Annotated in this window: 22 protein-coding genes; 16 read left to right on the top strand and 6 right to left on the bottom strand. The window is 64.4% G+C overall.

What is annotated here, in order from left to right; translation table 11 throughout:
* The first annotated feature begins 14 nt into the window (after positions 1-14).
* The 8 genes from ACE37B_RS07210 (at position 15) to ACE37B_RS07175 (ending at position 9,522) form a co-directional block, all read left to right on the top strand.
* Positions 15-269 (top strand): hypothetical protein, encoded by a 255-nt coding sequence (locus ACE37B_RS07210; RefSeq protein WP_409922597.1) that lies wholly within the window; start codon positions 15-17, stop codon positions 267-269.
* 104 nt (positions 270-373) lie between these two features.
* Positions 374-700, top strand: coding sequence for a TadE/TadG family type IV pilus assembly protein (locus ACE37B_RS07205; RefSeq protein WP_409922596.1), 327 nt, complete (start codon positions 374-376; stop codon positions 698-700).
* Positions 697-1,131 (top strand): hypothetical protein, encoded by a 435-nt coding sequence (locus ACE37B_RS07200; RefSeq protein WP_409922595.1) that lies wholly within the window; start codon positions 697-699, stop codon positions 1,129-1,131. Before ACE37B_RS07205 ends, ACE37B_RS07200 begins: the two co-directional genes overlap by 4 nt.
* On the top strand, positions 1,128-1,526 hold the full coding sequence (locus tag ACE37B_RS07195; protein ID WP_409922594.1) for a pilus assembly protein TadG-related protein: 399 nt from the start codon (positions 1,128-1,130) through the stop codon (positions 1,524-1,526). The genes ACE37B_RS07200 and ACE37B_RS07195 overlap by 4 nt, the downstream gene beginning before the upstream one ends.
* Entirely contained in the window at positions 1,523-4,804 is a 3,282-nt protein-coding gene (locus ACE37B_RS07190) for a hypothetical protein (protein WP_409922593.1), read from the top strand. The genes ACE37B_RS07195 and ACE37B_RS07190 overlap by 4 nt, the downstream gene beginning before the upstream one ends.
* 116 nt (positions 4,805-4,920) lie before the next feature.
* Positions 4,921-6,027, top strand: a complete 1,107-nt coding sequence (locus ACE37B_RS07185; RefSeq protein WP_409922592.1) for a hypothetical protein — start codon at positions 4,921-4,923, stop codon at positions 6,025-6,027.
* A 107-nt stretch (positions 6,028-6,134) separates the two neighbouring features.
* Entirely contained in the window at positions 6,135-8,069 is a 1,935-nt protein-coding gene (locus tag ACE37B_RS07180) for an ATP-dependent nuclease (RefSeq protein ID WP_409922591.1), read from the top strand.
* Entirely contained in the window at positions 8,032-9,522 is a 1,491-nt protein-coding gene (locus ACE37B_RS07175; RefSeq protein ID WP_409922590.1) for a UvrD-helicase domain-containing protein, read from the top strand. The genes ACE37B_RS07180 and ACE37B_RS07175 overlap by 38 nt, the downstream gene beginning before the upstream one ends.
* On the opposite strand, the gene ACE37B_RS07170 is transcribed toward ACE37B_RS07175, so the two are convergent.
* Both ACE37B_RS07170 and ACE37B_RS07165 read right to left on the bottom strand, forming a co-directional pair.
* On the bottom strand, positions 9,519-10,682 hold the full coding sequence (locus ACE37B_RS07170; protein ID WP_409922589.1) for an ATP-binding protein: 1,164 nt from the start codon (positions 10,680-10,682) through the stop codon (positions 9,519-9,521). The genes ACE37B_RS07175 and ACE37B_RS07170 overlap by 4 nt on opposite strands.
* Positions 10,683-10,792: 110 nt before the next feature.
* Complete coding sequence (locus ACE37B_RS07165; protein ID WP_409922588.1) at positions 10,793-11,104, bottom strand: hypothetical protein; 312 nt, start codon at positions 11,102-11,104, stop codon at positions 10,793-10,795.
* Positions 11,105-11,182: 78 nt separating this feature from the next.
* Between ACE37B_RS07165 and ACE37B_RS07160 the strand changes: the two genes are divergently transcribed.
* A complete protein-coding gene (locus ACE37B_RS07160; RefSeq protein ID WP_409922866.1) occupies positions 11,183-12,277 on the top strand; it encodes an IS5 family transposase in 1,095 nt (364 codons plus the stop codon).
* A 183-nt stretch (positions 12,278-12,460) separates the two neighbouring features.
* Here the strand turns inward: ACE37B_RS07160 and ACE37B_RS07155 are convergent, their stop codons facing one another.
* Positions 12,461-13,492, bottom strand: a complete 1,032-nt coding sequence (locus tag ACE37B_RS07155; RefSeq protein ID WP_409922587.1) for a M23 family metallopeptidase — start codon at positions 13,490-13,492, stop codon at positions 12,461-12,463.
* Positions 13,493-13,624: 132 nt separating this feature from the next.
* Between ACE37B_RS07155 and ACE37B_RS07150 the strand changes: the two genes are divergently transcribed.
* The 5 genes from ACE37B_RS07150 to ACE37B_RS07130 are packed head-to-tail and all read left to right on the top strand — an operon-like array spanning position 13,625 to position 18,986.
* Positions 13,625-14,044 carry a hypothetical protein gene (locus ACE37B_RS07150; protein WP_409922586.1) on the top strand — a complete coding sequence of 140 codons (420 nt, stop codon included), beginning with the start codon at positions 13,625-13,627 and terminating at the stop codon, positions 14,042-14,044.
* Positions 14,045-14,050: 6 nt separating this feature from the next.
* On the top strand, positions 14,051-14,764 hold the full coding sequence (locus tag ACE37B_RS07145; protein ID WP_409922585.1) for a hypothetical protein: 714 nt from the start codon (positions 14,051-14,053) through the stop codon (positions 14,762-14,764).
* Positions 14,765-16,096 (top strand): hypothetical protein, encoded by a 1,332-nt coding sequence (locus tag ACE37B_RS07140; RefSeq protein WP_409922584.1) that lies wholly within the window; start codon positions 14,765-14,767, stop codon positions 16,094-16,096.
* Positions 16,093-17,601, top strand: a complete 1,509-nt coding sequence (locus tag ACE37B_RS07135; protein ID WP_409922583.1) for an SCO6880 family protein — start codon at positions 16,093-16,095, stop codon at positions 17,599-17,601. Before ACE37B_RS07140 ends, ACE37B_RS07135 begins: the two co-directional genes overlap by 4 nt.
* 23 nt (positions 17,602-17,624) lie before the next feature.
* Positions 17,625-18,986, top strand: a complete 1,362-nt coding sequence (locus ACE37B_RS07130; protein WP_409922582.1) for a hypothetical protein — start codon at positions 17,625-17,627, stop codon at positions 18,984-18,986.
* Positions 18,987-19,081: 95 nt separating this feature from the next.
* Here the strand turns inward: ACE37B_RS07130 and ACE37B_RS07125 are convergent, their stop codons facing one another.
* The 3 genes from ACE37B_RS07125 to ACE37B_RS07115 are packed head-to-tail and all read right to left on the bottom strand — an operon-like array spanning position 19,082 to position 20,710.
* Positions 19,082-19,570: a signal peptidase II gene (locus ACE37B_RS07125; protein ID WP_409922581.1), complete on the bottom strand. Its 489-nt coding sequence runs from the start codon at positions 19,568-19,570 to the stop codon at positions 19,082-19,084.
* Positions 19,567-20,355 (bottom strand): cation transporter, encoded by a 789-nt coding sequence (locus tag ACE37B_RS07120; RefSeq protein WP_409922580.1) that lies wholly within the window; start codon positions 20,353-20,355, stop codon positions 19,567-19,569. Before ACE37B_RS07120 ends, ACE37B_RS07125 begins: the two co-directional genes overlap by 4 nt.
* A 7-nt stretch (positions 20,356-20,362) precedes the next feature.
* Positions 20,363-20,710: an ArsR/SmtB family transcription factor gene (locus ACE37B_RS07115; RefSeq protein ID WP_409922579.1), complete on the bottom strand. Its 348-nt coding sequence runs from the start codon at positions 20,708-20,710 to the stop codon at positions 20,363-20,365.
* 393 nt (positions 20,711-21,103) lie between these two features.
* Between ACE37B_RS07115 and ACE37B_RS07110 the strand changes: the two genes are divergently transcribed.
* On the top strand, positions 21,104-22,204 hold the full coding sequence (locus tag ACE37B_RS07110) for a toprim domain-containing protein (RefSeq protein WP_409922578.1): 1,101 nt from the start codon (positions 21,104-21,106) through the stop codon (positions 22,202-22,204).
* Between the two features lie 56 nt (positions 22,205-22,260).
* Entirely contained in the window at positions 22,261-22,971 is a 711-nt protein-coding gene (locus ACE37B_RS07105) for a DUF305 domain-containing protein (RefSeq protein ID WP_409922577.1), read from the top strand.
* Positions 22,972-22,994: the final 23 nt, after the last annotated feature.

The raw sequence follows: 22,994 nt of genomic DNA, 5'->3' as shown, positions 1-22,994 counted from the left end.
AAGGAGCACCAACAATGAGTACCACCCGACCCAGTGTCACGACCACGGCGACCTCCGTCTGGCTGACCTCCATCTACTTGGCGGGAGACGACGTCGTCCGACGACTGTGGGCGCACTGTCGCGACGAGTCCGGCGTCGAGGACTCGCCCTCGAAGTTGATCTATCTCGCTGTTGCAGTCGCAGTCGCGATCGCCGCGGGCGTGTTCATCATCGGGGTCTTCAACGACGCACAGAGCGGCGTCCCCGACCCGGTCGCCCCCGCCCCCTGATCGGAACGGCGATGCGGAGCGATCAAACGAACGGCGGGCCGGTCGCCGTTCGCGCGCGCCGTTGCCGTGGCGACCGAGGGGCGATCGACGGGGGCCTCGAGATCATGTTTGGCGCCGTTGCGATGATTGCACTCGTGCTGCTGATCGTCGAGACGGTCAGCTTCTGGCACTCGCGCAACATCTTCGACGAAGCCGCATCCGAAGGAGCGCGGGTTGCCGCGGCGTTCGACGGAACCTGCGCCGCCGGTACCTCGACGGCACAGGGACTGCTGGAGCGGCGTGCCGGCAGCTGGGCATCGGGCGTGGCAGTGACGTGCTCAGAAGCGGGCGGGATCATCACCGTCACGATCTCCGGAACGACGCCCGGCGTCCTCTTCGACAACGCCGGATTCCGAGCAACCGTCACCGAGTCGGCCCCGAGGGAACGATGACCACGACCCACCCGCCCCGCCACCGCGATGCAGGCTTCGTCTCCGCGGTCGAAGTCGTCTACCTCGGCATCGCCGCGCTGGTAGCGATCACCTTCCTCGGCTACCTGGGCCGTCTCTCAGCTGCCGGACTCCAAGTCACCAACTCAGCGCAGGACGCTGCACGAGCCGCGTCGCTTGCACCGAATGCGACCGAAGCGAGCGTCGCCGCGTCGGAAGCCGTCCGCCGGTCGGGGCTCCCCGAGCGTTGCCTCGGCGACCCCTCGGCAGCGACGACCTGGGCACCATCCGAACTGGGCACCTGGCAAGGCGGAACGGTCACCGTCACCGTTTCGTGCACCGTCTCGAATCAGACGCTGACGGGTGTCTGGTCGCCCGGAGTGCGCACCGTGACCGTCAGCGACAGCCAAGTCATCGAAAGGTTCCGACGATGAACGATCAAGTTCAACGTCGCGATCGAGGGTCGGCGTCGGTCGGGCTCATGCTGTTGGTCGTGATCGCCATCGCAGGCGGCGGCCTGATCTTCGACGGATCCCGCTATCTCGCCGCCGAGCGCCACGCCTCGAACACGGCCGAGGCTGCTGCGAGGGCCGCGGTGGAAACAGGCTCACCGAGCGAAGGGCTCAGAGAAGCCGAGGCGCGCCAAGCAGCGATCAGCCGGGCGGAATCCGCGGGTGTGTCGGCATCCGACGTCGCAGTGTCGTTCCCATCGCGCGACACCGTGGTCGTCACGATCACTGAACGACGACCCACCACCTTCATCCGATTCGGCGGCGCGTCCACGATCATCGCGACCGCCGAGGGACGCGCCCGACTGGAGTACTCATGAACACACTCCGCCACACACTGCTGCGTGCAGGAGCGATCGTCGCGCTGCTTGTCATGGTCGCGGTTCCACCGGCACTCGTCGCCCGATTGATCGGTCGACCGTGGCCGGCATGGGATGTGCTGCGTGCCGAGAGTCGCAACGGACAATTCTCGAACGACTCCGTGATGCGACTGGCCGCAGCGCTGTTCGTTCTGGTCTGGATCTGGCTGGTCGCATCCATCGCCACCCAAGTCCTCGCGATCCTCCGCAGCCGTCGGCTCCAACCAAAGACATCGCGGGTCCCGATCGAGACCAGCGGATCCGGACGACTCGACCGGCTCATCCGATTCGCGCTCCTGGGCTCGGTCACTACCGCAGCGACCGTGTCGACCTGGTCGAGTGCAGCGGTTGCAACATCACCCACGCTCTCCAGTCTTGCCACACCGCTTACCCCACCCGCCTCCGCCCCAGTGGACCCGACGCAGTCCGTTCCGAGCGAACCATCGACCACCACGATTGTGTCCAACGGACGCCTCACCCCTCTGTCGGTCGCATACGACCTCGGCGACGAGAGCCTCCGCGACGACATCGTCGCCATGAACCGATCATCGGAGTGGAGCGGCGGTGTCTTCCCGGACGGAATGCTCATCACCGTCCCGATCACCCACGCGTCCGAATCCCAGGCATCCCAGGTCGAGGGCGTCGTTGAATACGTCGTTCAACCGAACGACGGCATGTGGAACGTCGCAGAAGCACTTCTCGGCGACGGATCACTCCACCACGAACTCCGCCAACGACTCATCGGCCAAGAAGTCGCACCCGGCGTTCTCTTCGACAACGACACCTACGTGATCCACCCAGGATGGGTCTTCGCACTCGACAACGACGCGAACGTCGCTGCCCCGGCAACGGGCCACACCGTCCTACAAGGCGAGTCGCTCTCCTCGATCGCTGAGAGCAGGCTCGGCGACAAGGACCGTTGGCCAGAGATCTGGGCGGCCAACGCACACCGCACCATGTCCGACGGCCTCGCCTTCGACGACCCCAACCTCATCCTCCCTGGCTGGAGCCTGACGATTCCGGCCGCATCCGACACGGGCACCGCTCCGGACGCTCCACTGCCTCCGCCCACGCCACCGTCGGCCGCCGACGAAACCGAATCGACGTCTCCATCGGCTGACCACACACCGCGAGACACGCCGGGAGTCAACGCCGAGACCTCTCCAACACCGGCGACAACTCTGGGCCCTCAGCCGCCGTCAACCACGGTGGCCGACGGCGGCGAAGCAGATCGTCCCGAGCTGGCGGACGCTGCCGCAACGCCGAGCGTCACCTCCGTCCCGATGGACACCCGCGAACCGGCGGACCGAATCGACGCCGACGAGGCGAGCCCGTTCTCGAACGAAGCACGATCGATCTGGCCGCACATCGCTGCTGGTGTCCTGCTCACCGCCGGTCTCGCCGAAACCATCCGACGCCATCGACGCCGACGAATGGCCAACGTTCCGATGGGCGAACGAATCGTCGCGCCACCTGCCGTAGCGGCCGGAACCGAACTCGCCCTGAACCAGCGCGAGCATGGCAACCGACTCTCCACACTTCGCCATCTCCTTCGACAGTTCACGCCCTACGCACGCGAGTTCGTCGAACCACCACCCGTCCGCGCCGTCCAACTCGGCGACAACCGGCTCGAGATTCTCTTCACCCGTGCCGCCCCAATGCCGCCCGCGGGATGGACCACGGTCGACGGCGGTCAATCCTGGACTCACGCTCTTGACGACGATCCGCCCGTCGAAACTTCACGCCAACTCGTCACACCCGCACTCGCCACGATCGGGGTGCGCGACGACGAGGACGGCGACGAGGTGCTGCTCGATCTCGAAACAGCGGCCCGCATCGCTCTCGTCGGGGATCGCGATGCTGCCCTCGGACTGGCGCGATCCATCACTCTCGAACTTGCCGCCCACGGACTCGGCGTCCCGATGGACGTCTGCCTCGTCGGCCTCCACGTCGACGGCTCCGAGCTGTGCGACCGCGTCTGGACGAACACCACTATCCAACGAGCCGTCAGCGTTGCCCGCCAAATGCTCGAACTCCACAGCGGAGCAGGAGCGACCTCGATGACCTCATCACGAGCGGCACTCGACGATGACGACGGTGAACACGATCCGCAGGTCTTTGTCATCGACATCGCGTCGCTCAGCCTTGACGAACGAGAGCTTCTCGACGACCTCATGCCGCTCTGCCAACCGTCAACCGGCAACGTCGCCGTGCTGGTTGGCGACCACCCCGAAGCGATCGAACGAATCGATCTCGACGGCGAACGCGGCCGCTGGGGAAAGGTGGCGCTTCGCCCGCCGAACGTTTCGCTCGAAGCCGCAGCGCAAGTCGCCGTGACTCTCGATCACGCAGCTCATGCGGAGACCGAACCCATCCCCGTCAACTCGACAACCGCCGAGGTTTCGAAGGATGAGACGAAGAGCGAGCCCGCTGGAGGTGGTAGCCACGACGACACGGATGATTCGTGGATCGTCGACGAAGGTGCTGACGACGTCGAGATCGACGTGTACGAGCCGCCACCGTACGAAGTGCTCGTCAAGGTGATGGGCACCGTCGAAGTCGAAGCCGGCGATCGAACATTCAGCTCCCAAGACACCGAGATGCTGGCGTTGTTCACCTGCCTGCGAGACCGGTCGACGATCACCAAAGATCTCGTCCAGACGAACATCGGCGACGACATCAGCGACCGCACCGCCGGCAATCGAGTGTCGGGGCTGCGGCGAGCGCTCGGCGTCGGACCCGACGGCACCGACTTGCTTTCCAAAGCATCCCCGGGTCGCTACTCCAACGGCTGCATGACCCTCAGCCCGCTCGTGCTCACGGACTACGACCTCCTCCGCCACCGCTACGAGGCGTCACTCGATCTCGGTTCAGGCGACGCACTCACCGTTCTCCGCGACGGCCTCGCCCTCATGCGCGGACCACTATTCCGGGTCCGAACCGGGTTCCGCTGGCCCGGCCCCGAAGGCGTCACCAGCCGGATGCAGAGCGGCGTCGTCGAGTACGCCGGACGAGTCATGGAACTCGCCATGGAAGCCGACGACATCGCTCTCGTCCTCGAGGCCACCAGCGTTGCGGCTGGCGTCATCGACGACCCCATGGTCGAACTCCCCATGCGCAGCGTCGAACAGCACTACGCCGACGCCACAGGTAGCCCCGAACTCGCCGAATCCGTCATGGCCGCCAAGAAGCGCTTCATGGATTACGTCAACACTCACGACGCACTCGCCGAGAGCTGAACTCGTTTTCGCCGCAGTGGCGAAGCCAGATCTCATCCTCGGGGCTCTGACAGCGATGGCCCAAGTGCGTAGAAGCTGGTCCGTCGATCGGTTGTCTGCTCGATACGGTCGGCGCCATGGAAGAGGGCGTTCGACACTCAGGCGTGGAACACGTCTGGCCGGCGTCCCTCGCGCGCGATCCAAACCCGCCGCTGTTGTATCTAGATCAGTTCCATTGGGTCGGGCTGGCAAAGGCAGCCGCAGGGAATGGTACTGCTACGTATCGCAGCCTGCTGGCGCTACTTCACGCTGCGACTACGTCTGAGGCGCTGGTGGTTCCGCTTTCATCGGCGAACTACATGGAGCTGGGTGGGATCGCGTCTCACCGCCAACGCAGCGAAGTCGCTGCGGTTATGGCAGATCTCTCCAGCTTTGCTGTGCTGCCGGCGCGCCCAGCCGTGATCCAACTTGAAGTCGAGGCGCTGCTTGATTCGTTAGTCGGACCACGCGAGGAGTCCTTGCAGCCAATACCTCTTATCGGCCGTGGTTGGCGTCATGCGTTTGGCGTCGATCCGTCGGAACCGTTGGCGAAGTCGACGCGCGACGTGCTGCAGCCGCTACGCGTGTTGCGCCCGATGCCCGACCAAGAGTTCGACATCGAGGTCGCTAGCGCTGACGATTGGGCGGAACTGACGATGCTGGCTGGACCGGCCTCGGACGACGAACTCGCAGATCTTCAACAGCACGGCTACGTGCAGTACACGGCACAACGCGGACAAGAGAAGCGTGCCGAGCAGGAACAGTGGCTCACCGACTACATGAAGTCTGGGCCCGATGCTCGGTGGCGCCGGGGAAGGCTCCGTGACCTCGTTGCAGCGCGGTACATGAAGTTTGAGGCAGGACAGGCAGTAGTACTTGGCCTGGCTGAACGAGGAGTGTCCGCGGAAGCGCTGCCGAACAGTCGCGAAGGAATCCGCGGCTTGATCGATGCTATGCCGAGCGCCGATGTACACGTCAGCATCCAGGTCGCGATGCACCGAAATGCGGAATCGGTGTGGAAGCGCAATGACTTCTTCGATCTCGATGCGTTGGCGGTGGCGGTGCCCTACTGCGACGCAATAGCAACGGAACGCCACCGAGCGAACGACTTGCGCATGCAGAAATGCACGAGCCGGTTTCGGTCTGAGGTTCTGTCGAGCCTCTCGGAACTGGTCGCATTTGTCGAGAAGGCGGTCCAGAGCTAGCTACTCCGCAGGACGCGACCATCGCCAGCAGTACCTGGAGGGCATGCCTACGGTCATGGTGGGCGTGCACAGCACCGCCTCAGTCGGAACTTCTGGAAAGGCAGTCGATGTTCCTCTCTTCGTTGAAGGTTTGTGGTTACAGAGCGAGTGCCGAAGCGCCAATGGTGTGCACGTTGCCGGGCAGATTTGCGGTGATGGTGGGCCCAAACGGCGGAGGCAAGACAACGCTGTGCGATGCGATCTACCTCGCGCATGCCAAGCGGTTCCCGCAGCTTCAGGCACCGAGATCGGAGGCGCTTGGGATTCGGCCTCGCGAGATTGAAGTCGAGTTCAGCTTTGACCCATCGACCGAGGGCGATCTGGGTCAGCAGCTTCTCGCTGAAGGCCAGCAGCCGCCAAGCTGGATTCGAAGCCTTCGCAGTGACTTGGGATCGGTGAGGAGCAGGTTCGAGTCGCAGCTCGACTATGCCGACAACTTGCTCGTGCTCGCCCTGCCCGCTACGCGCAACCCGATCGATGAGCTCGCTCGCCGCGAGGCCCGCAGCCTCATCGAACTTCTTCGTGCCGAACAGCAGCGTCGCACGAACCGACGAAACCTCGTCGACCTGAGGCGTACCGCCGAGCGTGCTCTCGACGCACTGGTGAAGCACGACCTGCTCGATGCACTGGAAACAAGGATTGGGGCCCATCTCGACTTTCTGACGGCTGGCGTCGAACACCACCACGCTTATGTGGGCCGGCAGACAGTGGATGATGCCTTCCTCGCACGGGTGTTGGAACTGCTCATGACTGTGCTCGACACCCGAGAATCAGCCCAGCGTCTTGAGTTGTCCGGTCTGGGGTACGTCAACCTCCTCCATATCGCCGTCACCCTGGCTGCGATTCCGGGCGATGATCCGCTCGGACGGGAGACTGATGGCCAGTCTGATGACGACGTTGCGGCAGCGGACATGCCCGCAACGGATCTCGACGGCGCGGAGGATACGGAGGCACCGGACGAACACGATGACGAGACGGACATTGATGCGGAAGCTGAGGCGATCGACGACTCCTTCTTCCCGAAGGATCATCTGCACGCGACCGTTGTCATTGAGGAACCGGAGGCACACTTGCATCCGCAGCTCCACAGGAGCTTGGTGTCCTATCTCCGAAGGACGGTTCGGAATCGGCCGGAGGTGCAGATCATTCTCAGTACACACTCGACGGAAATTCTGAGCGCTTGTGAACCGTCCGAAATCGTGGTGATCAGACGCGAAAGGGATGGAAGCCGAGTCAGTCGAGCAATTGCGCATCTGCCGTTGCCGCCGGACCAGCTGAGCCGTGTCCACCGCATGGCTGCTCTTCACCTCGATGCCAGCAGATCGACGTCGTTGATGGCCGAACGCGTGGTGCTGGTTGAGGGCGTGACAGACGTCGTGCTTCTGAGGCAATTTGCTCGGGCTTGGGCGCTTGGTGATGACCGGAGACTCGATCGGATCGAGGCACTTACGATTGTGCCAATCGGAAATAAGGTCGGTGAGTGGCCTGTGCGATTGCTTGCGACGAACGAGTTTGAGTTGGTTCAGCGACTTGCTGTGCTCGGTGACACCGACCATCGCGGGTCGGACGACACGATTCCAGGTGACCCGTCATGGCTGGACAGTTTTGATGAGACTCGGGTGAAGTGGTTCGCCTCCCACCCAACGCTTGAGCCCTCGATCACGACTGGCAACGAAGAGCTCGTCGGTAGAACGCTCGATGAGCTCGGAATTGATCGCCCCGACACGATTGACGCGGAGTCCATTGATCGGCTGTTCCGGCTGCGAACAAAGGCGGAGAGGGAGGCGGGGTATCCGCCGAGCAAATCCAAACGCAAGTCGGAGTTTGCATACGAGCTTGGAGGGATGATTCGGGACGCGCTGATCGCCGGTAGCCCGGTCGTAGTCCCGGGCCCCATCGCCGACCTTCTCGAGTTCGTCACGGCATCAGGCGACCTCGATTCGCATCCCTCTGAAGCAGGTGAGAATGAAGGCCCTTCCGGCCCCGAGACCAACCCAGCTTGATGCTGCGGTGCACAGGAGTCGACGACTCCTGATCGAAGCAGGACCAGGAACTGGTAAGACCTTCACCGCTGCCGAACGGTTCGGCTACCTGGCGTACGACGGGCAACCGGACCGGATCGCTGGCGTACTCGTCTTGAGCTTCACAGTCGGCGCCACTCAAGTCATTCGGAGGGCGATCGCGAGGCGTTGGGGTGGGAGCGCGCTCGCCTGGCCGAACAGAGTCCGGACAATTGATTCCGTGTTCCGATCGGTTCTCAACTTCCTTCTCCGAAAGAGGCTGGTTGCATGGCCAGGTGGTCATCTTGAGATTGATCCCCTCGACGAACGGAGAGGTGCTCGCCGAGCGAACGAAGAGAACACGATCGACTGGTTCGCGGGTCTTGACGATCGATCTGTGGTCCCCGTGCGCCGAACTGCCACACGCGGGGACAGCGTCGTGACCTCCGGGGCGGCCTTACGCAAGCAGCTTGAGGCTGGAGAATGCTCGCATGGCGACATCCGAGGCATCGTTTGTGCCGCATCACAACATCCCGACCTTTTGCCTCACATACTTGAACACCTCGCCCGCATGGCCAGCTCGGTGCTCGTCGATGAGGCGTTCGATGCCAACTCGACAGATATTGCGCTCCTTCACCTACTGGACTCAGCCGGCTGCACCCTCTCGCTGGTCGGAGATCCGTGGCAAGCGCTGTATGGCTTTAGAGACGAGGTGCCGGCCGACCTTGACGTCGACCTGCTCCGAGTGGTCCAGTTCGACTCGGTTTCGCTCACTGAGTGCTTCAGGTTCGCTGGTGTTGATCACCAAAAGGTGATGGCGGAGCTACGTGACGGGCTTCCATGCCCGCCAGCCACGGTCACCGAGGCGTCGGTCGTGCTTGCAGCCGAGTGGAAGATGCTGTGGGACGCTTCGCCATCCGTTCTGCCGTTGTCCTTTGGACGGATGGGTACGCAACTCGATGCTCTCGTGGTGTTGTTGCTCGACTTCTACGCCAGGAACTGTGGGTTGACGAGTGCTCGATTGGTGGGCTCCGCATGCAGTCTCCTCGGCGTCGACGCTGCGTTGCTTGCAACTCCAGAGGCTGTTGCTGAGTTCGGTGCAGTACTCGCACTCGTCAAGTCCGGTGATGCTGGCTCTGCGCTGGACAGGCTCTCCGCCGTTCCAAGAGAGGTGTTCGAGGGTCGCAAAGCCTCCGTAGGTGAGAAGCAGTACGCCAAGTTCAATCCGCGCCTTGACGCCCTGGCTGCACGACTTCGACATGGAGGGCCGCACATACCGGGACTGACGGTTCATCAGGCCAAAGGAGACGAGTGGGACCATGTGGGCATCGTGATGACCGACGAAGACGTCACGGCGCTCGGTGCGGGCCTTGATCGAGCAGATCCAGAGCACAGGCGGCTCTACGTCGCAATGACTCGCGCTCGAGTGTCCGTCGGACGATTCGAACCCGCCTAGTCGTTCCGTCGAGCGTGTGATGCTTGGGCGGCGGCGTAGCCGACGTCGGCTCGGAGTTCGGCTCGGTGTCCGGGGACGGCGAAGTCGACGTGGCCGTGTTTGATCTGTTGGATGAGGCTGGCGTCGAGGAGGCGGTTGCGGTAGACGTTGACGTACTGCGCGGTTTGCCCCATCCGTTCGCGGATGTCTTTCATTTTCGATGGGCCGGAGTCGTGGGCCATTGCCACCAAGAACTCCTTCTCGGTCGGCGTCAGCCGCTTGTCGATGTGGAACAACACCGAGCGGGCGAGCGTGCGGCGAGCTTCGGGGACAGCGAGTGCGACGTCGCCGTAGGTGATGGCGGTGCCTTCGCGCCGGCGGCGGGTGACTTTGGTTGCTTCCCATCCGACGAGTTGCATCATGTATGGGAACCCGGCTGTTGTGTTCACGGCGAGTTCGAGCGCGTCGCTGTCGAAGACCCAACCCGCGGTGGCGGCAGTTTCGATCAGACCTTGCTCGATCTCGTCATCGCGCAGAATCTCGATCTTGGGTGCATGGCATCGCGAGAGAAAGGTCGGCTCCTTTTCGACGTCCGCATCGGGTGGGAGTCCAGCGAGCAGCACACCGATGGGTTGGCTCGATCGGTCGAGGTGTTGGATGGCGTTGCCGATGGCGTGGACGTCGTCTCGGGACGCCTCGTGGATCTCGTCGATGGAAAGGAGCACGCCGGTTGGTCGGCCGTCGTCGAGATCGAGCACCGCTTCGAGTGTCTCACGCAGGCCACCGGGTGAGTCGTGGTCATCGGACAGCTCGGTGCTCACGCTGGCACCGATTCCGAGGACGGAGACGGAGCCGCCGGTGATTCGTCGTCGAGCGTCGGGGTCGTGCTCGTCGAGATAGCTCAGCAGGCGGGTCGTCAGTCGCGCCGAGATCGAGGTGTCTCGAGTGCCGGCGTCTTCCTGGACGACGAGCCAGCCGGCGGCGGTGGCGATGTCTTGGATTTCGTCGAGAAGCACGGTCTTGCCGCTGCCTCGATGTGCTTGGAGCAGCATCTTGCGAGTCGGGTGCCAATCATCGCCGAATGCCTCGCGGGCGTCGGCCAGGATTTCATCGCGTCCGACGACGATCGTCGGGTGCCTGCCGAATCCCGGTGTGAATGGGTTTCGGGGGCGAGAGGCCATGCGAAAAGTATAAACCAATGTAAGAAGGCGGTCGGTGGTTCGTCGTGCCGAATGTATAAACGAAAGTGAAAACGCCGGTCGATCGAGGGTTCGCTCAGCCCAGTTCACCGTCAGAACAGGGTGCCTTGGTTGCCGTCTGGTGGGCCGGTGCGGATCGGTGGTGGGAGTTTGAAGTTGATGGCGAGGGTGTCGATCTGGTCGACGAGGTGGCGTGGGCCGTGGTGCCAGGTGTCTGGGTCGAGGTAGTTGGCGAGCCACTGGTCGACGGGCGGAGCGGCAGAGCGGCGTGCCCGCACGAGTGTGGTGTGCGCGGTGGCGACCTCGACGGGGTCGTGGTGGCGGTCGGGGTCGCGGACGGCTTCGTGGATGATGCTGACCGCTTGTCGGATCTCGGTGGTGGTGGGTGTGGGTGACGTCGGCATCGGTTCGATGGTTAGCAGGGTGCTGAAAAACCCGGATTGGTGCTCGCGTTCTGTGTCTGGATGGAAAAGAATGGGGTCATGCGTGGAACGCCTGATCGTCAGCTTGCTCTGTTGTCGTCGTTGAGCACCGAGGACCTGATCCCGGCCGAGCACCCGATCCGGAGGATCCGTGTGGTGGTCGACACCGTGCTTGCCTCGATGGACACTTCGTTCGAGGCGATGTATGCGACGTCGGGACGTCCGTCGGTGCCGCCGGAGCAGTTGTTGAAGGCGTCGGTGTTGATGGCGATGTACTCGATGCGTTCCGAGCGGGCGTTCTGCGAACGCCTCAACTACGACATGTTGTTCAAGTGGTTCCTCGACCTCCCGATCGATGCAGCTTCGTTCGACGCTTCGACGTTCTCCAAGAACCGCCAACGCCTCCTCGACGCTGACATCGCCGACGAGTTCTTCGCCGCCGTGGTCCGCCAGGCGAAGCTGCGCCGGTACATGTCGTCGGATCATTTCTCCGTCGACGGCACCTTGTTGCAGGCGTGGGCGTCGCACAAGTCGTTCAAGCCCAAAGACGACTCGGGCAGCGACAACAACGAGGGCCCAAAGGGCCGCAACTCCGAGGTGCAGTGGCACGGCCAGAAACGCTCGAACGACACGCACGCGTCGACGACCGATCCGGACGCACGCTTGTATCGCAAGTCGAACAACACCGCCGCCCAGCTCTGCTACGCCGGTCACCTCTTGATCGAGCACCGCTCGGCGTTGATCGCCGATGCCGAGGTGACAGCGGCGACCGGGTTCGCAGAACGTGACTGCGCGATCGACATGTTGAAACGACTGCCGAAGAGTGGTCGGCGAAGAACGGTGGCGGGCGACAAGAACTACGACACGAAGAACTTCGTGAAAGACGTTCGCGCCGCCGGGTTCACGCCGCACGTCGCGCAGAACAACACCAACCGAAGATCGGCGATCGACGCCAGAACGACCCGCCACGCCGGCTACACCGTGTCGCAGCGGATCCGAAAGCGGGTGGAGGAACCGTTCGGCTGGATCAAGACAGTCGGCCAGGGCCGCAAGGTCCGCTACATCGGCAACGACCGGAACCGGGCCTGGTTCAAGATGGAAGCCGCCGTCTACAACCTGATCCGGATCACGGCCCTCGACGCCGCAACCGGATGAAGATCACCTCGGCAAGGTCGCCACCGGCCGCCTCCGGAGTCGGGGATCAGTGAGCGATCACCCGAAACCGACAACGGAGATCCCCGAAAACTGACATCGAAGACCAAGCCAGCGCAATGACAACGAGGCGGGCCGCCCTCGATCCGGGCGTCCCGCCCTCAGACCCCGAATTTCAGCACCCTGTTAGAACGAGCAGCCGCTGGTCGGGAGGTCCGTCGCCACCGGGATGGGCGTCTGGTTGAACAGTGCGGCGAGGAGTGGTTGTGGGCAGCGGCGGATGCCGTTGGTTCGGAACTCGAGGTGGAGGTGGGCGGTGCCGGATCGGCCGCTGTTGCCGGAGTCGGCGATGTGTTGACCGGGCGCGATGTCGTCGCCCACGGTGACGTGGTTGCGGCTGTTGTGGCAGTAGGTGTGGCGGAGGCCGTCGGGGTGTTGGATGGTGATGCCGACGCCGCATGAGGTGCAGGCGTCGGGTGGGTTGTTGCCGCCGCATCCGGCGGCCCACCAGTTGCCGGTCCAGTTGGTGGTGCGTGCGACGGTGCCGCCGGTGACTGCGTAGATCGGGGTTCCGGCGGGGATGAGGAAATCCCAGGCGGGATAGTCGTGGTGCGGATCGTCGAGCGAGTTCGCGCCGATGACTTCTCGTGGGGCGGGAAGTGCCCAGTCGCCGGTCACGGCCGTGGGGCCGCAGGTGAACGAACTGCCGTCGTCTTCGGCGTCGAGCTTGATTCGGTAGGTGTCGAGCCATCGGGTTTGGTACTCGCGAACGGTGAGCGTGTTACCAGACGATGGCGACGGGACTCGGTCCATGATCTCGTCGTTGCCGAGGGCGATGGGGTAGTACCAGATGATGGGGACGACGTCGACGGAGTTGTCGTAGTCGGCGAGGATGGATGACACGTTGACGCCGGCGACCTGGTCTTGGATGTGTGCTGGTGCGGAGTCGGCGGTGGGGTAGAGGTCGGTTGATATGTCGGCTTCTCCAGCCCAGTGGCGCCAGGTGCTGTCGATGTACTGGTAGGCGCCCGACGCTGACGCGCCGGCTGCGTGAGCCTGATAGTTGCCGCCCGATTCGAGGGTGCGGATGGTGTCGAGGATGACGCCGAGGCGTCCGCACGCGTACACACCAGCTGCGTCGCCGCCGTTGGCGAACACGAGTGGGATGGACAGGACGAAGCAGGTCGTTGTGGCGAGCGCGACGGAGAGAGTCTTCACATGAACAACAGCCCCCACGAGCGGTCGTTCGTTGCATCACGAACGCTGTTGTAACGATTCGTCGGTCCTGGGGGCTGTTGGTGTCAAGCGGCTTCGCATCCGGGGAGCCGCACGACGCCTGGAGGTTCGCCCATGTCCCATTCGACCGCCCTCTCGCCGAGTCCGATGACTGTCGATCGGCGGCGAGGTCGGCGCCGCCGCCGCCTTGCTTTCGGCGTCTGGACGACGCTTCCTGTGCTGACGGGCGCGGTGCTTGTCGCTCCGTCGGGTACTGCCGATGCATCGCCGCTCGATGACGTGTCGCCGTCTTCTGACGGTCTGCCGGGCGCTGTCCTGTTCACCCAGATTCTTTCGTGGGGCTTCTGGCTCGCACTCGGCGTGTGCGGGCTCGTGATTCTGTACGGCGCGGCGACGTGGCGGGGAATGAACGGCAACTCGGGCCGTGGCGTCGAAGGGAAGATGTATGTCGCTGCCGGGGCGATCGGTGCGATGGTCATCGGGTTGGCGCCGACGATCGTCAGCGTCCTGTTCGACGCTGGCCAGGCGGGCTGACCGGCCATGTCGCGACCACAGCAGGCCGGCGTCGCCCTTCTGCTCGTGATGTTGACGGTGTGGGCGATCCGGTCGTTGGCGATCGGTGATGACGAGTCCGCAACGCCGTCGCCGGCCACAGCGAATGCTGCAGCAGACTCGGCTGTCGCTGAGGAGCGTGACGGAGCTGTGGTGGTCGCGTCCGCCGATGTCGAGGGGGTGCCGGTGGGCTATCCGCCGAGCGAGGCCGGTGCGACCACGGCGGCGGTGAACTGGGTGGCGTCGTTCTCGACGCTCGTGCGGATGGGGCCGCTGCGTTTGAGCGACTCGCTGCAGCGTCTGATGACCGAATCGGGTGCGGCTGCGGGCGTGGACGAGGCGGTCGCCGATTATCTGACGTTCCTCGACGAGTTCGGTGGTGACTTCGGCGAGCGCATCTGGATCGAAGCCCCGCTGCGGACCGCTACGACCGAGTTCACGGCCGATGCGGCCGAGGTGTCGGTGTGGGCGGCGCTGATCACTGGCGATCCGGCATCCGGGCCGGTGGAGGTGTTGTGGCGAACGCATCGGATCTCGCTCCGTTGGGAACGCGAGGACTGGCGGGTCGAGGCGGTCGCCGTTCAGGAGGGGCCGACACCGGTCCCGGTCGAGGCGGCCCTTCCGTCACCGCCATCGGAATTCGAGTCGGTCGACTCGTGGACGCCGGCGGTGTTCGCCGACACGACGATTGGGGAGAGCTGAGTGGGGGTCTTCGGCGACATCATTGGATGGGTCACGACGCCATTCACAGCGGCTGCGGGGTGGGCGTGGGACACCGTCGTGGGCGGTATCACCGACTGGATCATGAAGGGCGTCTTGTCGCTGTTGATGGCGGTGTGGAACTTCATGGACACCGCTTCGTCACCGCGACTGCAGTCCGAGTGGTTCTACACGTCGGGGTCATCGCCGTTCCGGATTGCGTTCGGGATCGGAATCGCGATGGTCTCGCTGCTCGTCACGTTGGCGATCATCCGCGCCGTCGCAGCCGGGTCGCCAGGTGCGATCATGCGCGCTGTCGGCCACGACCTGCCGATCGCGATCTTCGCGATGGTCTCCTTGGTCGCGATCTCGGCAGCGGCGATCGACATCGCCGACGGACTGTCTGACTTCATCTGGGACCAGACCCGAGACGACGCGCTCACGGCACTCAATGGCCTCGGCCAGACGCTGATGGCCAAGTTGCCGGGCATGCACTTCCTCGGGATTGTCGTGGCGCTCGTGATGTTGGCAGCAATGTTGTTCATGTGGGTCACGCTGTTCGTGCGTGAGTCGTTGATCTACCTCGTCGTGATCTACGCGGTGTCGTTCGGTCTCCCCGCCATGCTGTTCCCGCCGTTGCGCGACACCGCGAAGAAGGTGTTGGAGCTTCTGGTGGCCCTGATCATCGCGAAGCCGGTGATGATCTTGGCGCTGTCGGTCGGGATCTCGGCGCTCGGCGGAGTCGGGGCGACTGGCGAGCCGGGCGACGGGGTCGGCGACAACGCCGCTCGTGAACTCGGGACGTTGATCACCGGTGTCGTCACCTTTGGGTTGGCGGCGTTCATGCCGTTCCTGGTCTGGAAACTGATGCCGATCGTCGCAGCAGCCGTCGTGGCGCAGGGCATTGCCTCGGCGCCGCTTCGAGGCGGTACGCAAGCAATGCAGTTGCAGTACTACGGCCAATCGACCATGGCACGCCTGTCGGGAAGCGGTGGACGTCCCAGCGGAGGAGCTCCCGCGTCGGGCGGAGGACCGGTCGGACTCGTTGGTGGTGCGGGTCCGGCCGGTCCGGCTGGCGCCGGTCTCGGTGGCAGCGCGGCGGCAACTGGGAGTGCTGGGGCCGCAGGCGGCGCGGGAGCAACCGCTGCGGCTGCGCCTGCAGCCGGGCCAGCTGCTCCGATTGTTGCCGGGGCAGCTGCAGCGAAGGCTGGGGCATCGACCGCTACTTCGGCTGCTCGCTCGGCAGCGGAGGGAGCATCGTCTCCACCAGGCGACTCGGCCGGGACGACGTCGCCAATTTCGGGCTCGACTCGGAATGTCGGAGGCGAATCGTGAGCGGTGATGGACAGCTTCGGGGCTACCGGTTCGGTGAACGACGTCGGTCGGGCATGTTCGGAACCCTTCCGCCGACTTTGGTCGTCGTGGGCGCCGTCGCGCTGGCAGCTGGGTGGATCGCTATCGCGGGGTATGTGCCGTTCCCGGTTTCGCTTGGCGTGTTGGCGGTGTGCGGTTGGTTGTGGTTCGGCAAGCTCCATGACCGCCCGGCTCACGAGATCCTTCCTGCGCTCGTGGTGTGGTGGTGGCGCAGGGCTCGTTCTCGGAATCGTTGGTACCGGCCCGTCGAGCTGATCGCCGACGGCGACCAACCGGTCGCACTGCCACCGGTGCTGTCGGGGCTTGATCTGTTCGAGGTCGAGGTTCCGTGGGTGACACCCGGGGTCGACGTCGCGATCGGCGTGGTCCGTGATCGACAAGGCGGAATGGTCACCGCGGTCGTGAAGGTGTGCGGCGACGGCCAATTCGGACTGGTGGACGCGGCCTCTCAGGACGCCCGCATCGACGAGTGGGGTTCAGCGATTGCAGGGTTCGCTCGCGAGAACTCACCGGTGAGTCGGGTGACGTTCCATGACTGGACGTCGCCGGTCCCGATCCGTGACACGGTGGCCCAACTCGAATCCGCCTGGGCTGACGAGGCCGAACACCCGGCCCGCGCCGGCTACCTGCAACTGCTGCGCGATACCTCGGCCACCGTCGTCGATCACGAGGTGCTCGTCGAGGTCTCTGTCGATATCGAGCGTGTCCCAAAGGCGCGTGGTGAGGACGCGTTGTCGGCTGCGCTTCGTACCGTGGGCGAGCAGACGCGTCTGTTCGCTGGGCGGCTCAACGCTGCCTCGTTGCGTGTCGAGAGCGTGTTGTCTGCGGCGGATCTGGTGACGGCGATGCGGGTCCGGTCAGACCCATCGGTCGTTGAGCAGTTGGCGACCCTGCGTCGATCGTTGGCATCGGCGACCGGTGTGGCGGCGCCGAGATTCGGTCCGATGCACGTCGACGACCAGCTGGGCGCGGTCGTGGTCGACGGCGCGTTTCATCGGTCGTGGTGGTTCGCCCGGTGGCCGCGTCGTGAGGTCGCGGCTTCGTGGCTCGACTCGCTGATGTTCGAGTCCGGCTGCACCCGCTCGTTGACGACGGTGTTCGAGCCGCTCGCACCGTCGCGGTCCGATTCCGATGTCGACCGCGAGCGCACGCAACGCGAGGCGAACATCGAGACTCGACGTCGCAAGGGATTCATCGTGCGACGCGCCGATCAGAAAGCGGTCGTCGAAGTCGAGTCGCGTGAAGCCGAACTCGCTGCCGGCTACGTCGAGTGTCTCTACACCGGGCTGCTGACGTTGTCGGCGCGCTCGGCGTCGGACCTCGATGTGCAAGCCGCCGACCTGGAGCAAGCCGCCGCGAACGTCGGGATCGAACTGCAACCACTGTGGGGTCGCCAAGGCGACGGATGGGTGTCGTCGCTGCCGCTGGGCCGAACGCTCGCCCGGCGCATCGGAGACCGATCATGATCCGGCAGCGCAACGGAGGAGAGGTGCCCATCGACGGGGGAGCGATGCCGGTTGTCGCCGGCTGCTCACCGATGGGAGGTGCGGGCGGAGGAATCCGCCTGCCGCGACATCGGGCAACCACCGCGCATGTCGCCTCGATCTATCCGTTCCACGGAGGACGGGCACTGCGAGAGGTCCGTTCGCCCTACGTCGGAATCAATGTCACCGACGGCAACAGCGCCTGGTCGTACGACCCCTTCGAGCTGTACGGGCGAGACCTCGGCGGTGGCACCGTGCTGACGAACTCGAACATGTTGGTGCTCGGCGAACCCGGCAACGGCAAGTCATCCGCCGTCAAGACCATGCTCTACCGCCAAGCCGCCTTCTACGGGCACAGGCGGTTCTTGTCGATCTCGGATCCGAAGGGCGAGTACGGGCCACTCGCTGCGGCGTTGGGGATGCCGGTCGTCAAGTTGTTCCCCGGTGGCACGGACCGGTTGAACCCGCTCGACCCTGGCCCCGGCGATCGGCAGCGATCGCTGATGAACCGTCAGATCCTCGTCACCGGATTGCTGTCGACCGTGATGAAACGCGACCTCGACCCGGTCGAGGAAGCGATCCTCACGACCGCCATCGATGTACTCGACGACACCCACGAGGCGTCGCTGATGCCGGCGACCCTCGTCGATCTCGCAACGCTTCTCGGTGAGCTTCCTGAACCGATCAGGCGGATGGATGAGCTCAAGTTGCTCGACGAGTCCGACATCGCCCATGCCGTCACCGCCGTGCGCCTCGCACTGTCGAAGCTGCTCCAGAAGTCGCTGCGCGGCATGTTCGACGGACAGTCGACGGTGTCGGTGGACCAGTTGTCCGGGCAGGGCGTGGTGGTCGATCTCTCCGCAGTGTTCTCGAACATCGATGCACTGCCGCTGGTGCAGATGGCGACTGCTGCATCGCTCGCCGGCCAGATGGCCACTCTCAAAGATCAGGGTCGGCGGGGGATCCTCGTCGACGACGAGGTGTGGGCGACGATGGCGTCCGAACGCGCCGCCAAGACGCTGCAGGAACGCTTGAAGCTGTGCCGGCTCTGGGGCTTCTGGAACATCCTCATCACCCACCGGCTCTCGGACCTGCAAGCCCAAGCCGATTCGGGCACCGCAGCATTTAAAGTCGCCGAGGGGCTTCTCGCCGACGTCCAGACGCGCGTCGTTTTCCGTCAGGCGACCGACCAACTCGCAGCCACCGGTGAGCTGTTGCGGATGAATCAACGCATGGTCGATCTGCTGCCGCGTCTGACGCGTGGCAGATCGGTGTGGACAGTTGCCGGGCGAGCAGCCGTTGTGCACCACGTGATCGGCGCCCACGAAGCAGCGATCGTCGACACAGACCAGGGGATGAAGCCATGACCGGGGTCGAAGGGGTCGAACTCCGGGGTGCTCGTCGGGCTGGACGGTCCGGGGTTGGTGAACTGGCGGTCACCGGAGCGGATGGATGCGTCGTGTCAGGTCTGGTGTTGGTGTGTGGTGCTGGATGGTTCGATGGTCGGCGAGGTCGAGTGGTCGGTGTTCGTGGCGGTGATTGCCCACCAGGCGACGCCGGTCGTGATGAAGATGTCGGCGACGTTGAAGGTGGGCCACCAGCCGGTGTGCAGCATGTCGACGACGGAGCCGGCTTCGAGCCGATCGATGGTGTTCGCGAGCGCTCCGGCGATGATGAGCGCGGCGGGCCCGGTGGGTGTCCGGCCGTTCCAGGCGGCTGTGAGGAGTGCGAGCGCGATGGTGAGGGTTGCGGCGGTGATCAGCAGGGGTGGGATGTTCGTGAACAGTCCGAATGCGGTGCCGTTGTTGTAGCCGAGTTGAAGGTCGATGGGTCCGGGGAGCGTGATTGGTTTGTCGTCGAGTGTGGCGGTGGCCCAGATTTTGGTGGCGAGATCGATTGTGGTGAGCGCTGCGATCCAGGCGACCATTGTGCGACGTCGGGCGGAGTTCATCGGCTGATCTTGAGGATGCGTCGGGCGCCGTTGGCGACGACGGCGAAGATCACGGCGCCCGCGATGAGGTCGGGGATGCCGGAGTCGGTGAGTGCGACGCCGATTGCTGCGGCGATGACGAGTCCGTTGACCTTGATGTCGTTGGCGGTGAAGATCCAGCTGGCTTGTAGGTGTGCTTCGCCGGACCGGACTCGTTGCAGTACGAGCAGTGTGATGATGTTACCGGCGAGCGCGAGAACGGACATCACGATCATCGAGGTCGGGTCCGGGAGTTCGTTGTCGGCGAAGAATCTTCGTAGGACCTCGGCGAGGCCGAGCGCGGCGAGGCCGATCTGGAGGTATCCGCTGGTGCGTGCGAGTCGCTTCTTGCGCGCGGCGGCGGTCCCGACTGCGGCGAGGCTGAGGGCGTACACGCTGGCGTCAGCACCCATGTCGAGTGCGTCGGCGATGAGTCCCATGGAGCGGCTGATCAAGCCGACGGTGAGTTCGCCGACGAAGAAGCCGGCGTTGATCACGAACGCGACGATCAGCGCGTTGCGTTCTCGTCGGGTGTCGGGGGCGGGGCCGATCTCGCTGGTGTCGTCGACGAAGTCGGCGCCAAGGTTGAGGGTTTGTAGTGCCGTGTCGATGGTGGCGGTGTCGGTCGTGTGGTCGATCAGCACGTCACGTTGCTCGAGGTCGACTTCGATGCGGTCGATCTGGTCGATGTCGGACAGTGCCATGCGCACGAGTTGTTCTTCGGCGGCACAGTCCATGCCGGCGACGTGGAAACGGCTGACGGTCATTGGCTGCTCACGCGTTGGCGTTGGTGGTGTAGTTCGGACAGAGATCGATGTTTTCACCGGTGAGTGCGAGGAGCCGCTCGGCCGAGCGGACAACGTCGATGACTTCGTCGTGGGCAATGCGGTAGTAGACCTCGCGTCCGGCGCGCCGATCCGTCACGAGTCCGCATTCTCTAAGGCATTTGAGGTGACCGGAGATGTTGCCTTGGGAGCCGTTCAGCGCTGTCACGATGTCGCTCACGCGTTGTTCGCCGTCGGCGAGTGTGGTGATGATCGTGAGGCGTGTCGGGTCGCTGAATCCGCAGAACAGTTTCGCGGCGGTGGCGCTGGGTGCTGCGCTTTGGATCGTGGCGCTCATGGCGTCAGATCGTATCGGCTTGTGCCGATGTATCGGTATCGGCCGATGCGTTGTTGGACGGTTGGGGTGTCGGGCGTCGTCGCTGCGAGCGGCGGGGTTGGCGTAGATACTGGTTTGGGCGACGAAGAGTTCGCTGACGGCGTGGAAGCCGAGCAGTGCTGCGGTGAGCGCACACGCTTGATTCGGCGAGTTGAACGTGCCGCAGAGCGCGTCAATGTGGACTGTGTTGGGGATCGAGTACTTGACCGGCGCGTCGCGGAGATGCGTGGTCGGGTTGAAGAAGGTGAGCTTGGCGTCTTTGAGGACATGGAAGATCGAGCCCCGGGCCCTTCGCTGCTCGGCGCAGTTATCACGATCGATTCAGCGATGGTCGCGTAGACGGACGCCGTCACCGTGGCGTACCGGATCGACCGGGACGAACTGCTCGCAAGAGTCGAGCTCGCCGACGTCCTCGACGCCCTCTCACAATGCGTTGGACAGTCGGGCCGGCGCGCCTGGCGATGCGTCGATCCCGACCACCCCGACGAGCACCCCTCGGTCAAGATCTCCACCGACTCTCGCGGAGTGCAACGCTGGCGATGCTGGTCCGGCGGTCACGGTGGCACCGCCATCGACGCCGTGATCCTCGCCAAATCATTGACCGTCGGCGACGCCATCCGCTGGCTCAACGACAACCACGCCCACCTTCAACCGGTCGAGCGAACCCCGCCACCCCCGCCGCGACCATTGGGGAAACCACACATCGAAGTCCGCCGCTACGTCGAACGAGCACAACGACTGCTCTGGACCGCACCCGCCGCCAACATCCGCCAACACCTTCACGAGCGGGGGCTCGGCGACGACGTACTCAAAGCGAACCGCATCGGCGCCGACCTCGGACGGCGCTACCTCCCACGCCCGCGGGGGTTCCCCGCCGGCTGGCCAGCAGCGGTCTACCCGGCCCTCGACCGTGCCGGCCAGGTGGCTTACTTTCAAGCCCGATTCATCGACCCGCCTGTCGGGCGCGACAAGTACGACAATCCTGCACGCAGATGGGCGGCGAATCCCCGAATGGCGTGGCTGACGCCGCCCGCCTCAGCCGTCGCTCGTGCTGGAGTGGTGGTGGTGACCGAAGGTGTGCCGGACGGGCTGGTCGCGGCCCAAGCCGGGTTCGTGAGCGTTGCGGTTCTCGGTTCCCAACATCCGGACCAACGTGTCGCCGACGCACTCGCCGATACGAAGAGCGCCGTGCTGATCTGCTTCGACGGTGATGAGGCCGGCAAGCGCGGAGCGGACCGCCTCGAACATCACCTCGCCGAACGAGACGTCGACAGTGTGATCCGGATCGAGCCGCCCGCTGGCTACGACCTCACCGACTGGGCACTTCAGGACTCGACCTGGACCGATCGCCTCACAACGCATGTGCATCCGCCGTCCATCGGCACTCGGCCGTCCGAGCCAGATTCTTCGGGCCACTTGATGGGGTTCGGCCTGGGCTTGGGCATCGGTCGGTAAGGCCTTCAGCTCACGACAGCTACGACCGTCGTTGCGCAATAGAGTCGTGAGCTGTGATGGATGCCCTCGACAGCGCAACCGAACCCAGCGCCGAGCGCAGCCGTGCCCGTGGCGCACCCGATGCATCGGGTGCTGACGTCGGTGAGGTCGTGTCCGACGCGATGTTCAACCGCATCGTGAAGATCATGTTGGTCGTGCTGGCGGGGACGGTCGTCGTTGCAGGAGTGGCCGGTGTTGCGGTGTGGGCGTTCAGCGAGGATCCGGTTGACCAGCCGATGAACGCTGTCGATGTCGGCTTCTTGCAGGACATGATCGACCACCACGAACAGGCGCTGCTGATCTCGAACATCTACCTCGACGAACGCCCCGACAGTGGCGTCGCGCCGTACGCCCGAGAGGTTCTCCCGTTCCAGGAGCGTGAGATCGAGTGGATGAAGGGTTGGCTCGCTGAGGAGGGTTACGAGATCGGCGAACCCGATCGGATGGCCATGACATGGATGGGCATGTCCATGCCGGTCGGCGAGATGCCCGGCATGCAGTCGCCCGAGCGACTGGCCGAACTCGACGCGGCGACCGGCATCGACGCTGACCGGCTGTTCTTCCGGATCATGGCCGAACACCACCGGGGCGGTATCCATATGGGTGACTTCGCGAGCGCGAACGGCCAACGCAAGCGCATCATCGAGTTCGCAGCATCCGTGTCACGGAATCAGACCATCGAGATCGTCGAGTATCAGGCGGCCTGGGAACGCCTCGGTCTCGGTTGAGTCGCGGCGAGCAGCCGAGACGA

This window comes from Ilumatobacter sp., from assembly GCF_046290335.1.
GTDB lineage: Bacteria > Actinomycetota > Acidimicrobiia > Acidimicrobiales > Ilumatobacteraceae > Ilumatobacter_A.
Note: the sequence above shows the minus strand (reverse complement) of the source record. Positions and strands in the feature narration are given on the sequence as shown.